At 57.3% G+C, this 15,136-nt stretch carries 7 protein-coding genes; 3 read left to right on the plus strand and 4 right to left on the minus strand.

From position 1 onward, the window contains the following. Positions 1-246: 246 nt before the first annotated feature. Positions 247-2,619, plus strand: a complete 2,373-nt coding sequence (locus tag AC236I_RS13515) for a membrane-bound PQQ-dependent dehydrogenase, glucose/quinate/shikimate family (RefSeq protein WP_032717379.1) — start codon at positions 247-249, stop codon at positions 2,617-2,619. Positions 2,620-2,936: 317 nt separating this feature from the next. Here AC236I_RS13515 and AC236I_RS13520 read toward each other — a convergent pair whose 3' ends face one another. The 4 genes from AC236I_RS13520 to cybB form a co-directional block, all read right to left on the minus strand. Continuing rightward, complete coding sequence (locus AC236I_RS13520; RefSeq protein ID WP_015584439.1) at positions 2,937-4,055, minus strand: S-(hydroxymethyl)glutathione dehydrogenase/class III alcohol dehydrogenase; 1,119 nt, start codon at positions 4,053-4,055, stop codon at positions 2,937-2,939. A 24-nt stretch (positions 4,056-4,079) separates the two neighbouring features. Next, positions 4,080-4,355: a metal/formaldehyde-sensitive transcriptional repressor gene (locus AC236I_RS13525; protein ID WP_004861424.1), complete on the minus strand. Its 276-nt coding sequence runs from the start codon at positions 4,353-4,355 to the stop codon at positions 4,080-4,082. A 105-nt stretch (positions 4,356-4,460) separates the two neighbouring features. Continuing rightward, on the minus strand, positions 4,461-4,934 hold the full coding sequence (locus AC236I_RS13530; RefSeq protein WP_099843449.1) for a GNAT family N-acetyltransferase: 474 nt from the start codon (positions 4,932-4,934) through the stop codon (positions 4,461-4,463). 103 nt (positions 4,935-5,037) lie between these two features. Next, positions 5,038-5,565 carry a cytochrome b561 gene (gene cybB / locus AC236I_RS13535; RefSeq protein ID WP_004861420.1) on the minus strand — a complete coding sequence of 176 codons (528 nt, stop codon included), beginning with the start codon at positions 5,563-5,565 and terminating at the stop codon, positions 5,038-5,040. Positions 5,566-6,123: 558 nt separating this feature from the next. On the opposite strand from cybB, the gene AC236I_RS13540 reads away from it, so the two are divergent. Both AC236I_RS13540 and AC236I_RS13545 read left to right on the plus strand, forming a co-directional pair. Next, positions 6,124-6,288, plus strand: coding sequence for a YnfU family zinc-binding protein (locus AC236I_RS13540; protein WP_213894582.1), 165 nt, complete (start codon positions 6,124-6,126; stop codon positions 6,286-6,288). 157 nt (positions 6,289-6,445) lie between these two features. Beyond that, a complete protein-coding gene (locus tag AC236I_RS13545) occupies positions 6,446-15,028 on the plus strand; it encodes a glycoside hydrolase family 94 protein (RefSeq protein ID WP_487608519.1) in 8,583 nt (2,860 codons plus the stop codon). Positions 15,029-15,136 lie beyond the last annotated feature (108 nt).

Below are 15,136 nucleotides of genomic sequence, written 5' to 3' on the forward strand. Positions count from 1 at the left end.
TGGCCGCCGTAGCCCGGCGGAAAAATCAGCGTGCTAATCAATTAATGCGAAATTGTTTATTAACAATTGCGCAAACTTCATTAACAGATTTATCATTGTCGCGATTTCACCAAATGGTTCATTCGAAATCAACGTAACTTGTGAATACCGCCAACATGAAGGCGTATTCCACTTCACTCAAAAGCACCCCTGTATTTTTTGATTCATTTGGTTCGCATCTGAGAACGGATGGTTTAAGGAGACAAAATGGCAACTGGCAACGTGCCGCGAGGATTCCCCCGGATCCTGCAGTGGCTTCTCGCCGGGCTGATGCTCATCATCGGCCTGGCTATCGGTATTCTTGGGGTCAAGCTCGCCACGCTGGGCGGTACCCTCTATTTCGCAATCATGGGTCTGGTGATGGTTATCGCCGCCGTGCTTATCTTCCGCAATCGTCGCGCCGGTATTGTGCTGTATGCCATCGCGTTCATCGCCTCTGTGGTCTGGGCGATCGGCGATGCCGGCTGGACCTACTGGCCGCTGTTCTCGCGCCTGTTCGCGTTCGGCGCGCTGGCGCTGCTCTCGGCGCTGGTCTGGCCCTATCTTTCGGCCCCGCCGGCGAAGAAAGGCCCGGCGTTTGGCCTGGCCGCGGTGCTGGCCGTGGTGCTGGCCGCCAGCTTTGGCTGGATGTTCAAATCACAGCCGCTGGTCAGCGCTACGGAAGCCGTACCGGTAAAACCGGTTGCCCCGGGTGAACAGCAGAAGAACTGGGAGCACTGGGGTAACACCACCCACGGCGACCGCTTCGCCGCCCTCGACCAGATTAACAAACAGAACGTCAACCAGCTGCAGGTTGCCTGGGTCGCCCATACCGGCGATATCCCGCAAAGCAACGGTTCCGGCGCGGAAGACCAGAACACCCCGCTGCAAATCGGCGATACGCTGTATGTCTGTACGCCGTACAGCAAAGTGCTGGCGCTGGATGTCGATAGCGGAAAGGAAAAGTGGCGCTATGATTCAAAAGCCACCGCGCCAAACTGGCAGCGCTGCCGCGGCCTCGGCTATTACGAAGACAGCCAGGCCCAGGCCGCCGCTGCAGGTGACGTTCAGCCTGCCGCCTGCGCCCGCCGTCTGTTCCTGCCGACCACCGATGCCCGTCTGATCGCGATTGACGCCGATACCGGCAAAACCTGTGAGACTTTCGGCGATCGCGGTATCGTCGATCTGAGCGTCGGAATGGGTGAAATCAAACCGGGCTACTATCAGCAAACCTCCACCCCGCTGGTTGCCGGTAACGTCGTCGTTGTCGGCGGCCGCGTGGCGGATAACTTCTCCACCGGCGAGCCTCCCGGCGTGGTCCGCGCCTACGATGTTCACACCGGTAAACTGGCCTGGGCGTGGGATCCGGGTAATCCGGGCCTGACCGGCCTGCCGCCGGAAGGCCAGACCTACACCCGCGGCACGCCAAACGTCTGGTCGGCGATGTCCTATGACGCGAAGCTGAACCTGATCTATCTGCCAACCGGCAACGCCACCCCGGACTTCTTCGGCGGTGAACGAACCGCGCTGGATGACAAATACAGCTCCTCGATCGTCGCCGTTGATGCCACGACCGGCCAGGTACGCTGGCACTACCAGACCACCCACCACGATCTGTGGGACTTCGACCTGCCGTCACAACCGCTGCTGTACGACCTTCCCGACGGGAAAGGCGGCACCACGCCGGTGCTGGTGCAGACCAGCAAGCAGGGGATGATCTTTATGCTCAACCGCGCGACCGGGGAACCGGTAGCGAAAGTGGAAGAGCGTCCGGTTCCGGCCGGGACGATTAAAGGCGAACGTTACTCTCCGACGCAGCCCTACTCCGTGGGCATGCCAATGATTGGCAATGACACGCTGAAAGAGTCGGATATGTGGGGGGCGACGCCGGTGGACCTGCTGATGTGCCGAATCGCCTTCAAAGCCATGCGCCATCAGGGTATCTTCACCCCGCCGGGCGAAGACCGCTCGCTGCAGTATCCGGGCTCGCTGGGCGGAATGAACTGGGGCAGCGTCTCGGTGGATCCGAACAACAGCCTGATGTTCGTCAACGATATGCGCCTTGGCCTGGCAAACTATATGGTTCCGCGTGAAAAAGTCGCCAAAGATGCCAGCGGCATCGAGATGGGGATTGTGCCGATGGAAGGGACGCCGTTCGGCGCAATGCGTGAACGCTTCCTGTCGCCGCTGGGTATTCCGTGCCAGAAACCGCCGTTCGGTACCATGTCCGCGGTGGATCTGAAGAGCGGTAAACTGGTGTGGCAGGTGCCGGTAGGGACCGTTGAAGATACTGGCCCGCTGGGTATTCGCATGCATATGCCTATCCCCATCGGGATGCCGACGCTGGGCGCATCGCTGTCGACCCAGTCCGGTCTGCTGTTCTTCGCCGGGACTCAGGACTTCTACCTGCGCGCGTTTGATACCGCCAACGGTAAGGAGATCTGGAAATCTCGCCTGCCGGTCGGCAGTCAGTCCGGCCCGATGACCTACGTTTCGCCGAAAACCGGCAAACAGTACATTATCATCAACGCCGGCGGCGCTCGTCAGTCTCCGGATCGCGGCGATTACATCATCGCCTACGCGTTACCGGAACAGAAGTAAGCGTCAGGGCCCCAAACGGGGCCCTGTTTACTGGCAATGTGCGAGCCTGGGCAATTTGCCCGGCGGCGCTACGCTTGCGCGGGCCTGCCGGGAGCAACGCCTGCGCAGGTCTGCCGGAAACAGCGCTTTGTCGGTCGGGCCAGGCGCCACCCGACGAAACCCGCGCATTCGCTAAACCATTTTCTCACCACCCTCAGGGCCCTGGATGGAGGCATCGCGAACGGCAGCGGTGGCGACACGGGTAGGAAAATCTGCGGTGAGAGTCACCACTCTTTAGCAATAACCCGGGCAAGCCCGGGTTATTTTTGGTCTGAAAATCAATTCTCGCCGAAATGAATGACGGTCCGAATCGATTTCCCCTCATGCATCAAATCAAAAGCTTCGTTAATCTGCTCCAGCGGCAGGCGGTGGGTGATAAACGGATCGAGGTCGATTTTACCGGCCATCGCGTCTTCAACCATACCCGGCAGCTGGGTACGCCCTTTCACTCCACCGAATGCCGAACCGCGCCATACGCGCCCGGTCACCAGCTGGAACGGACGGGTTTTGATCTCCTGGCCCGCACCGGCCACGCCGATAATCACGCTTTCGCCCCAGCCTTTATGGCAGCACTCGAGCGCCGCACGCATCACGTTGACGTTGCCAATACATTCGAAGCTGAAGTCCACGCCGCCATCGGTGAGCTCAACGATCACATCCTGAACCGGCTTATCATAATCATTCGGGTTGATAAAATCGGTCGCCCCCATCTCTTTGGCGAGGGTGAATTTTTCCGGGTTGGTATCAACCGCCAGAATGCGCCCGGCTTTCGCCTGCACCGCCCCCTGGATAACCGCCAGACCAATCCCGCCGAGGCCGAAGACCGCCACGGTATCGCCCTCTTTGACCTTCGCGGTATTGTGAACGGCACCGATACCGGTGGTCACGCCGCAGCCCAGCAGACAGACTTTATCCAGCGGCGCCTGCGGGTTCACCTTCGCCAGTGAAATTTCGGCTACCACGGTGTATTCGCTGAAGGTGCTGGTGCCCATATAGTGGTAAACCGGCTCGCCGTTATAGGAGAAACGGGTGGTGCCATCCGGCATCAGACCTTTCCCCTGGGTGGCACGTACTGCCTGGCAGAGGTTAGTTTTACCGGATTTACAGAATTTGCACTCGCGGCACTCTGCGGTATACAGCGGGATAACGTGATCGCCAGGCTGCAGGCTGGTGACGCCTTCGCCAACTTCGACCACGATACCGCCGCCTTCATGACCCAGCACGGCCGGGAACACCCCTTCCGGATCGTCACCGGAGAGCGTAAACGCGTCGGTATGGCAGACGCCGGTGTGGGTAATTTTGACCAGCACTTCGCCTTTTTTCGGCGGAGCAACATCAATTTCAACAATCTTCAGCGGCTGGCCGGGGCCAAACGCGACAGCTGCACGTGATTTCATAACCGTCTCTTCCTTCGTGATGATTTATTTTAAATAAGATCGTAGCAGATGACCGACTTCCGCCATTCTGGCCGCTCGCTGATCCGGGGTTGTTTCGCCGCTGACCAGCTCGTCCTGAAGGTGGATTTCTACCATTTCGCCCATCAGGCCGTTGGTCGCCCCGCGGATGGAGGCAATCTGCTGCAAAATCGACATGCAGGACTCGCCGGACTCCAGCGCCCTTTCCAGGGCTTCAACCTGCCCGCGAATGCGACGTACGCGGCTGAGCGCGCGTTTTTTGTCTTCAGGTGAATGTGGCACGATGATGCCCTCAATATTGTATAGGGGGGTATACTATATTTTATTAAGCAAAGTGGCAAACTGAAACGCCGCTTTATACCGTAGCACGGCGGCGAGCCGTGGCGGTTAGTTGAGCCGGAGCGCCATTTCCACGCAGCGTAAATCCGCCTTCGCCAGCTTTGACGGCAGCAGCTTTTCGCGCACGGCGACAAAACCATGGCGCAGATAAAACCCGGCCGCATTCGGCGTCGCTTCCAGCGTCAGGCGCGGGAGATTCCGCCGCCGCGCTTCGGCGATAATGGTCGTCAAAATCATTCCGGCGCAACCTTTTCCGCCCCATTCGGGCAACGTAAAGATGGCTTCCACACTGGCCGCGCGGAGATCAAGAAAGCCGGTCGCCACCGGGCGCCCGCTCTCTTCCTCAACGACAAAAAAGGGATTGTCGCGCACCGCATGGCGATACCCTTCCGGCATCGTATCCGGCGTCCAGGCCTTGAGGACCGCGGCTGCGTAGCTCTCACGACAGCCGTTGCGAATGGCCTGATTGCGGATGTTCCATAGCGCAGGTGCCTCATCCGGCACGGCAAGTCTGACTTTCATGTTGGACTCCTTTTTCCTCAGTCCGTATCAGATCTACCACAACCGGCAGCGGAAGGAATAAAAAAAAACCCGCTCGGCGGCGGGGTCAGGATATCGGGAGTGATTAGCGCTTACGTGGCATCATGCGCAGCAGCGTATTATCTTTCCACAGATAGTGGTGCAGCAGCGCGGCCAGCGCGTGCGCGCCGATGATAAAGTAACCGGTATTCGCCAGCAGGCTATGTACGCCCTTCAGCGTATCCACCAGCTCAAACTGACTTTGCGCCGCAAACGGCATGGTCAGGCCGAAGGCAAACCACGGATTGCCACGGTAATACATCATCACCAGTCCAACGATCGGCTGGGCGATAAACAGCAGATAGATAATCAGATGCCCCAGATGGGCAAAACCGGTCATCATCGGTGACGGTTTCGGTACAATCGGCGGCGCCGGGGACTTCAGTCGGACCAGCAGGCGCGCAACCATCAACACGAGAATGGCCACCCCGCAGGAAACGTGAATCATATTAATGAGCGGACGGTCGCTGCGGGGGAAAAAACCGCGAAGCTCCATGGTGGCATAGGCGCCAACCACCAATAAAAAGACCAGCCAGTGGATACCTATTTGCAGGCCAGTGTATTTATCGCGCATGTTAAACCCTTAACAAAACTGTGATGCCGACAACATAACGACCTTTCCTGAAAAATTCATTAACTTTTACGTACTTATAAGAAACAATTGCCGTTAAGCCTCTATTCTCAGTAAAAGCAATGGGTTACTCCTGTTTCCCATGACCTGTTGCAGGCTCTTTGCCGCCATTTAAGCGCGCCAAAACCTGCTCCCACTCCCGCTTTTATCACCTAATCTCACCCATAAATAGCCCGATCTCTTTTTAATTGATTCCGCAACGTATTGATGTGCCGCCAGATTTAACCGTTTCAGGTCTTGATATTGCAGCCAGGCCCGCCTCGCTTTACGTGACAACGTCACACACCGCGCCAGCGTCCGGCGGCTGATGTCATGGTTTTTGCTTGTGACGACGGCAGACTGAGAGAGCTGTCGGCCCGGCGGCAATCAGGAGATTAAAAACAATGCGGTAGCCAGGCCGGCTTCAGAAATCATCCATACCGGGCAGGGCCACACATTAAACAGATTAAATTTTAGCCACACGTGGTACACTGAAACACATTCATTGAAAGGTTAATCATCATGTCTTTTCTCGATTACGCAATGAAGTTCATCGGGGGTGCCTCGACCTCCACAATCACCTGCCCCGTCTGTGGCTTATCATCAACCCAGTCCACCTCTAAGATTCGCTTAAAACAGGCCATGCTGTGCCCTGGATGCAAGGCTATTTTTGTCCCGACACGCTAGCCAGCTTCATACACCGACCCACTTAAACCCCGTGTTCTATACTGAATAAAGACCGGCAGCTGTTAAATCCCTGATGCCTCACGCCCATCCTGAGAGAACGTTTCTGAACTGATTTCGCAACTGCTCCTGCGCGTTAATGTCGCATCAGAGCAACGCTATGAAAATGAATCCCCGAGCATGGTTTAGCCGCGCTCATCCCTTTACGAAAATCCCTGGACGGGAACCCTTCCCGGCCAACGACCCGACCGGTGAAAATAGTCTGCGGCCAGAACTGTTTTCGGCCCTCCAGATGGAACGTTACGGCCAGAAACTGGCGCATACTCATAAGCTGTCGCCGGACAAACTGCCTTACTATCTTCTCAAGCGGCTTGGGGACAACGAGGCCGTGATCACCCATAACTGTTATGCGCTCAATGCCGGGAAAAAATCGAGTATCATGCCCGCAGGCGAGTGGCTTCTTGATAATTATTACCTGATTGAGGAGCAAATTCGTATTGTCCGCCAGCACTTGCCGAAAAGCTTTGGCAAAGGTCTCCCCGCCCTGATTTCACCCCACCAGTGCCCGCGCATTTACGATATCGCCTCTGAAGCGATTGCCCACGGAGACGGACGCTGGGACGTAGCCAGCCTCACCAGCTATATCGCCGCCTATCAGCAGGTGACGCCGCTGACGTTAGGCGAGGTCTGGGCTTTACCGGGCATGCTGCGTCTGTCGCTGATCGAAAACCTGCGTCGTGTCAGTATCGAAGTAGTAAAAGCGCAGCAAGAGCGCAGCCTGGCGGACACATGGCTCACGCGGATTTTCGAATGTGCGGAGAATACGCCCGCCGATTTAATCATGGTGGTGGCCGACATGGCGCGCGCCCGCCCGCCGCTCAGCAGTGCGTTTGTCGCAGAACTGGTCCGCCGCCTGCAGGGTCATGGCAATGCGCTGGCGCTGCCGTTGACCTGGGTGGACCAGCGCCTTGCTGAACAGGGCGTGACGACCGAGGTTCTCATTCACCGCTTCAATCAACAGCTTGCCGCCAGCCAGCTTTCTGTCAGCAACAGCATCGCAGGTTTACGTTTGCTGAGCGAAACAAACTGGGCCGATTTTGCCGAGACGATCAGCGTTGTGGAACAGACATTGCGTCTTGACCCGGCCGCTACCTATTCCCGGATGCACTTTGATACCCGGGATCATTACCGGCATGTCATCGAGATTCTGGCCAGAGACAGTCGGTTCAGCGAGCCAGAGGTTGCCAGCCGGGTGCTGGCGCTTTCTCTGGAAAACGCGCCCGCCACGCCGGGATATCATGTGGGTTATTATCTGGCAGGTGAAGGCCGCGAGCAGCTGGAAGTGCAACTCTGCGCTGACACCCCTGGACTTATCCGGCTGCGCCACAGTTTCAACAAAATCCCCTTGTTATCATGGCTCGGCAGTCTCAGCCTGTTGACGACAGCCGTTACGGCCGGAATCCTGCACGCCACAGCGCAACAGGGAATGGGCTGGATACTGATACTTTTGGCTTTACCGCTTATTGTGGCGGTCAGCCAGTTAATTAGCGATCTACTAAGCGAAGCGACCACCCGTTTTCGCATTCCCCGCCCTTTGCCACGAATGGATTTTTCAGCGGGGATTCCCGCTGACTGTGCGACGATGGTAGTGATCCCCTGTATGCTGACCAGCCACGCAGGCATCAGTCAGCTCCTCACTAGTCTCGAAGTATGCTGGCTGGGCAATCAGAATGAACACCTCCGCTTCGCTCTTCTCACCGATTTTGCTGATTCAACAGTTGAAAATCCGCCAGAAAACGCCCTGCTGCTCAGGCAGGCCATCTCGGAAACAGAGGCGCTTAACCGACGTTATCCAGCCAGCCGCCCACGCTTTTATCTTCTGCACCGACAGCCTGAATGGGTTCCGGCGCAGGAAACCTGGATGGGGCATGAACGTAAGCGGGGAAAACTGGCATTGTTGAACAACTGGTTGCGCCACCCGGCAACACAGTTTTCCAGTGTCGCCGGGCTGCCCGCGCACCAGCTGCCGGGCCCGATTAAATATGTCATAACCCTGGACAGCGATACGGTTTTGCCGCGCGACACCGCACATAAACTGGTGGCCACCATGGCGCACCCGCTGAACCAGCCCGTGTATGATCCGCTGCGACAGAGAGTCGTCAAAGGGTATGGTATTTTGCAGCCCGGACTGGCAGAGGAGATGCCGCGCAACGGACAGGGGCGCTATGCTGCCCTGCGCAGCAGCGTACCGGGTAATAATCCCTATTCAATGATGTCTTCGGACATCTATCAGGATCTCTTCGGCGAAGGGTCGTTCGTTGGCAAAGGGATTTATGACGTCGATATCTTTGTCCAGGCCACAGCCAACGCCTGCCCGGAAAATCTGGTTCTCAGCCATGACTTACTCGAAGGGTGCTATGCCCGGTCCGGGCTACTCAGTGAAGTCTTACTCTACGAACAATACCCAAACAACTATCTGTCAGACGTTGCGCGTCGTACGCGCTGGATCCGTGGCGACTGGCAGCTGCTTAACTGGCTCTGCCCGTACGTCAGAAAAGCGGATGGAACGCGGGATAAAAATCCGTTATCCCCGCTCTCCTGGTGGAAGTTATTTGATAATTTACGCCGTAGCCTGGTCGCCCCCTCTTTACTGGTACTTCTTTTTTGTTCCCTGCTCTGGGTTCCCAATCCGCTCTACTGGCTTGGCGCGCTGACGCTGGTGTGGTTATTGCCCGCAGCCCTGAGTATTCTTCACGACCTTCTTCATAAACCCTCTCGTCGCCCGTTGCGGCTACATCTTCCGCTTGTCGCCGCCGGAGCGCTGAAGCGGCTCTCCCGTATTGCACTCAATTTTGTGATACTGCCGCACGAGGCCGGATATTCATGCTATGCCATTGCCGTGACGCTCTGGCGTCTTGCTATCAGTCAGCGCAATCTCATCCAGTGGGCCAGCCACGCGCCGGACAGCCCGCAGTCCAACCTTTCGGTGCTGCGTTTTTATCGGGCGATGTGGCTCAATGTGGTCACCGGGGTCGCCCTGACGATGATGACGTATCATTTTACCCCACCGCTGCTGGCTATCGCCCTGCCCGTCACGATTCTGTGGTGTCTGGCGCCGCTGATGATGCGCTGGTTAAGCCGCCAGCCTGCGCGTAGGACGGTATCACTGAATGCGGACCAGAAGCAGCTGCTGCGTCAGACGAGCCGCGAAATCTGGGCCTTCTTTGAGACCTTTGCCACGGCAAAAGAAAACTGGCTTCCCCCGGATAATTATCAGGAAATACCGCAGCCCACCGTCGCACATCGCACCTCCCCCACCAATATCGGGCTCTCCCTGATGGCCAACCTGACCGCCTGGGATTTTGGCTACCTGCCCGGGGGTGAGGTTTTGCAACGCGTGACGCTGACGCTCGACTCGCTGGATAAAATGGAACACTTCCGCGGCCACCTCTTTAACTGGTATGACACCCGCACGCTCGCGCCCCTCAACCCACGCTATGTCTCAAGCGTTGACAGCGGCAATATGGCGGGTCATTTACTGACATTACGCGAAGGCCTGTCCGCGATGCGTTATCAGCCGGTGTTGAACAGCGAGCAGCTGCTGGCGGGGCTGAACGACACGCTGATTATTCTGGAAAAATACTGGGGCCAAAACGCGCCAACCGGTCTGCGACTGCTGCGCAAACACTGCCTTAACGCGGTATCGTTGCCCGCGGGGCAGCTGTTCGGCGAACTGAAGAAAATGCGCGCTCAGTGTAACCATCTGACGACACAGTGTGCTCAGGAAAACCCGCTGGTGGTGCGCTGGACAGCGCACCTTGAACATCAGCTGGTGCAGCTGTGCCATGAATGGTCGCATCTACTGGGCTGGTTACCCCAGGCGTATAACCAACCGCAGCTACCGACGCTGAGCTGGCTCGCCGGCGCGAGCTATCGCGGCGAAGGAACGCCTCCGGCATCGGTTACGGCGCTGGCCCGCATGCGGCTGAAGATTATCACTGAACTTGAACAGCGTCTGAACGATCATGCGAGAATGGATTTTGCGTTTCTGTACAGCGAAGCAACCTGTCTGCTCAGCGTCGGCTATAACTGTGATACCAATACCGCGGATAAAAGCCATTACGATCTGCTGCCCTCTGAAATCCGCCTGACCAGTTTTCTCGCCATCGCGACGAATCAGCTACCGTTAAAAAGCTGGTATGCCCTGGGACGGTTGTTCACCACCATTGATCATGAAACCGCGCTGATGTCATGGAGCGGTTCGATGTTTGAATACCTGATGCCGAATCTGGTGATGCCCACCTGGCCCGGCTCTCTTCTTGATGAGATGAGCCAGTCAGCGGTGAAACGTCAGATACACTGGGGCAAAGAGCGTGGCGTGCCCTGGGGGGTCTCGGAGTCCGGCTATCATGCTTTTGATGTTCAGCACAATTATCAGTACCAGGCATTTGGCGTACCGGGCCTCGGTCTGCGGCGAGGTCTGGCCGATGATATGGTGATCGCCCCGTACGCAACGCTGCTGGCTCTCATGGTCTCCCCACACAAAGCCTGCGACAATTTGCTCAGTCTGGAAAAAAACGGCGCGCGCGGCGAATACGGTTTTTATGAAGCGCTGGACTATACTCCCTCCCGCCTCGCAACCGGGCAACTGTATGCCGTCGTTCAGTCATGGATGGCGCATCATCAGGGGATGGCATTTCAGGCGCTGGCTCACGTGCTGCTCAACGCCCCGATGACAGAGCGATTCATGTCCAGTACCGCCTTCCGCTCGGCGAGCCTGTTGTTGCAGGAACGCGTCCCGGATGCGGTCGATCTTTACAGCCCGCGCCGTCATTTCGAATCCCATGAAGGGAGGGTCAAACCGGTTCGCTATGAACCGCGTATTTTCAGCGGAGCAGATACCCCGGTCCCTGAAGTGCAGCTGTTGTCCAACGGCCATTACCATCTGATGCTGACCCCTGGCGGCGGCGGTTACAGCCGCTGGAACAATCTTGCCCTCACGCGCTGGCGCAGCGATACGACCCGGGATAACTGGGGAGCATTCTGCTATATCCGCGATGCGCAAACGGACGAAGTCTGGAGCAATACCTGGCATCCTGTCGGCACAGATGCCGATGGCGGCGACGAAGCGATCTTTACCGATGCCGGCGCTGAGTTCCGCCGTACTTTCGGATCGCTGAGCGTCAGAACTCAGATTGTGGTCTCTCCGGAAGATGATATTGAACTGCGGCGGCTCACCCTGGTACACAGAGGACGCTTGCCCCGAGAGCTTGAACTGACAACCTATTGCGAAGTTGTGCTGGCCCCTGATGCCAGCGATCGGGCGCATCCGGCATTCAGCAACTTGTTTATTCAGACGGAGATTAACCCCGATCGTGACGCGATCCTGTGTCATCGCCGCCCGCGCTCGCCGGATGAACAAACCCCCTGCATGCTGCACATGGTGGTTGTGCATGGTAACAGCAGTAAGAGTATCTCGTTTGAAACTGACAGAGCCCTGTTTCTGGGTCGCGGCAAAACCCCTTCAGATGCGCAGACCGCCGGGAAAAGTGGCGCACTCAGCAATACCTCAGGCGCGGTACTGGATCCGATTCTGGCGATACGCCACGCGATTACCCTGCTGCCGGGACAACCGGTCACGGTTGATATCGTGTATGGCATCGGCGAAAGCCGCCAGCAAAGTCTGGCGTTACTGGAAAAATATCGAGATCACCCCATTGCTGACCGTATCTTTGAGCTGGCGTGGTCCCATAGCCTGGTGGTATTACGCCAGATGAATGCCAGTGAAGATGATGCCACGCTGTTTAACCGTCTCGCCAGCGCGGTGCTGTATCCCTGTCAGGAACTGCGGGCCGACGGCCAGATTATCAGCCGTAACCGGCGAGGCCAGTCCGGCCTGTGGGGCTGGGCCATTTCAGGCGATCTGCCGATAGTGCTGCTCAGCATCACCAGCGAAGAGAGTATCGCCTCGGTCACCACCCTGGTACAGGCGCACCGATACTGGCGTCAGAAAGGGCTGGAGGTTGATTTGGTGATCCTCAATGAGAGTCCCGGCGGCTATCAGCAGATCCTGCAGAACCAGATAATGGATTTAATTTATGCCCGCTCAGGAGCCAGCCTGCTGGATAAGTCGGGCGGCATTTTTGTCCGTAATGGCGAACATCTCTCCGCCGAAGATAAGCAGCTTCTGATGAGCGTGGCCTGTTTGTATCTTGATGATCGCGCAGGCGGACTCAGTGAACAGCTTAACCAGCGCATTCATACGTTAACCCCGCCGACCCGCTTATTCATTGCCCACGCGGTGGCACAGAAAAACCACCACGTCGACTGGACACCGGATAGCGATAAGTTACGCCACTTCAACGGGTTCGGAGGTTTTTCAGAAGATGGTCGGGAGTATCAGATTGTCCTCAGCGAAAACCAGCCGACGCCAGCGCCGTGGTCAAATGTACTGGCTAATCCCGGTTTTGGCAGCGTTATCTCGGAGGCGGGGCAAGCCTACAGCTGGTATGAGAATGCTCATGAGTACCGGTTAACGCCGTGGGAGAACGATCCGGTAAGCGACCGCAGCGGCGAAGCCTTTTATCTGCGCGATGAAGAGAGCGGCGCATGCTGGTCGCCGACGGTATTGCCGGTTCGCGGGCACGGTGATTACCTCACCCGCCACGGGTTTGGCTACAGCGTGTTTTCCCATCGCGAGAGCGGTATAGACAGTGAGCTGACGGTACTGGTCGCCGAACAGGCTGCGGTTAAACTGGCGATCCTGACGCTCAGCAACAACTCGGGGCGAACACGTAAACTGTCGGTCACCGGCTATGCTGAATGGACGCTCGGAGATTTACGAACCCGCACCGCCTCCCATATCGTGACGTATCCCGTCAACCATTCCGCTGGTTGCGGGGTGATGGCCAATAATTTTTACGGCGCTAACGGCGGCGAGCGCACGGCATTCTTTGCCGTCAGCGGTTCTTACTGCTCGCTGACCGGCGACCGCCGCGAGTTTATTGGACGCAATGGCTCATTGCAAAATCCGCAGGCGATGGCACTGCGCAGGCTCTCGGGTAAAACAGGCGCCGGCCTGGATCCCTGCGCCGCAGTACAATCCGCAGCGACCTTAATTGATGGCGATCAGCGGACGTTTATCTTCGTCCTTGGCGCGGAAGAAAACCATAGCCGGGCTCAGGAGACCCTGGCCCGCTATCTGAATGAAGATACCGTCCGTCAGGAACTGAACCATGTTCACCGCTACTGGCATAACGCGCTCGATAAAATCGTGGTGACGACGCCGGATACCACCGTGAATTTACTGGTCAACGGCTGGCTGCTGTATCAGACGATGGCCTGTCGCCTTATGGCACGTAGCGGCTACTATCAATCCGGCGGCGCATTTGGTTTTCGCGATCAGCTGCAGGATACGCTGGCTCTCAGCCACGCCGCGCCGGAAAAAATGCGTGAACAAATTGTACTCTGCGCCTCCCGGCAGTTTATTGAAGGAGATGTGCAGCACTGGTGGCATCCCCCGCACGGTAACGGCGTACGGACACGTTGTTCTGATGACTACCTCTGGCTCCCGTTTGCCGTCTGTCACTATGTCGAAACGATCGGCGACCCGGAAATACTGGACCTGAATATCCCTTATCTACAGGGGCGCCCGCTCCCCGCTGGCGAAGAGTCGGTCTACGATACCCCGGTCCAGAGCAGTAGCGAAGAGACGCTCTGGTTACACTGCGTCAAAGCCATTGAGCACGGATTACAGTCCGGACAGCACGGTCTCCCGCTGATGGGCGCGGGGGACTGGAATGACGGGATGAACCGGGTTGGCATTGAGGGTAAAGGTGAAAGCGTCTGGCTGGGCTTCTTCCTGTACGATATTTTACAACGCTTCGCTTCCCTTGCCGATCGGCGGCAGGATGACGCTGTCGCGTCCCTGTGTCGTCGCGAGGCGCTGCGTTTGCAAAACAGTCTCGACGCCTCCGCATGGGACGGTGAATGGTACCGACGAGGATATTTTGACGATGGGACCCCCCTGGGGTCAAAAGCTGCGCAGGACTGCCGGATTGATGCCATTGCCCAGAGCTGGTCGGTACTCTCTGGCGCGGTCAGCCGGGCGCACAGCGACCTGGCGATGCAGGCGCTGGATAAGTACCTGGTGGATAACGAGGGTGGATTAATCAAACTCTTAACCCCGCCGTTCGACGGCCACGGCCCTAATCCGGGCTACATTCAGGGCTACCTGCCCGGAGTGCGGGAAAACGGAGGGCAGTATACTCACGGCGCCATATGGGCGGTGATGGCGTTTGCCCGAATGGGGAACGCAGAACGCGCGTGGCAGCTGTGGTCGATGATCAATCCGATAAACCACGCGCTGGATGCCGATGGCGTGGAAAAATATAAGGCGGAGCCCTATGTCATGAGTGCGGATGTCTACAGTGTCGCCCCGCATACCGGCCGGGCCGGGTGGAGCTGGTATACCGGTTCAGCGGGCTGGGCATATCGTCTGCTGACAGAGGAGTTGCTGGGGATAAAACGCGGCGCGACGTCCTTCACCGTTCACGCGCTGCTGCCTGACAGCTGGCCCTCTTTTACCTTGACCTATCAATACCGCGAGAGTCAGTATCGTATTACCGTCTCACGTGGCGTCGGGCCATATCAGGCCACGCTGGATGGCCTCCTCCTCGCGGACGATTCCATTCCGCTGTTGGATGACGGACAGTCCCACACCCTTGATATCATTCAGAACTGACGCCAGTTAACCCGCGCATTAACGCCTGTCGTTAATGCGCGAATTATTTTTGCCCTTATTCATCGCGCGCTGAATCGAGAAATTATCCGGCTGTTATTTGGTTAACCC

The organism is Klebsiella sp. Sb-30 (assembly GCF_057652795.1).

What these genes read in the sequence shown, in the direction of transcription:
- AC236I_RS13530 (WP_099843449.1), bottom strand. Translation starts at nt 4,934, where the DNA reads ATGAAAGTCAGACTTGCCGTGCCGGATGAGGCACCTGCGCTATGGAAC.
- AC236I_RS13520 (WP_015584439.1), bottom strand. Translation starts at nt 4,055, where the DNA reads ATGAAATCACGTGCAGCTGTCGCGTTTGGCCCCGGCCAGCCGCTGAAG.
- AC236I_RS13540 (WP_213894582.1), top strand. Translation starts at nt 6,124, where the DNA reads ATGTCTTTTCTCGATTACGCAATGAAGTTCATCGGGGGTGCCTCGACC.
- AC236I_RS13515 (WP_032717379.1), top strand. Translation starts at nt 247, where the DNA reads ATGGCAACTGGCAACGTGCCGCGAGGATTCCCCCGGATCCTGCAGTGG.
- cybB (WP_004861420.1), bottom strand. Translation starts at nt 5,565, where the DNA reads ATGCGCGATAAATACACTGGCCTGCAAATAGGTATCCACTGGCTGGTC.
- AC236I_RS13545 (WP_487608519.1), top strand. Translation starts at nt 6,446, where the DNA reads ATGAAAATGAATCCCCGAGCATGGTTTAGCCGCGCTCATCCCTTTACG.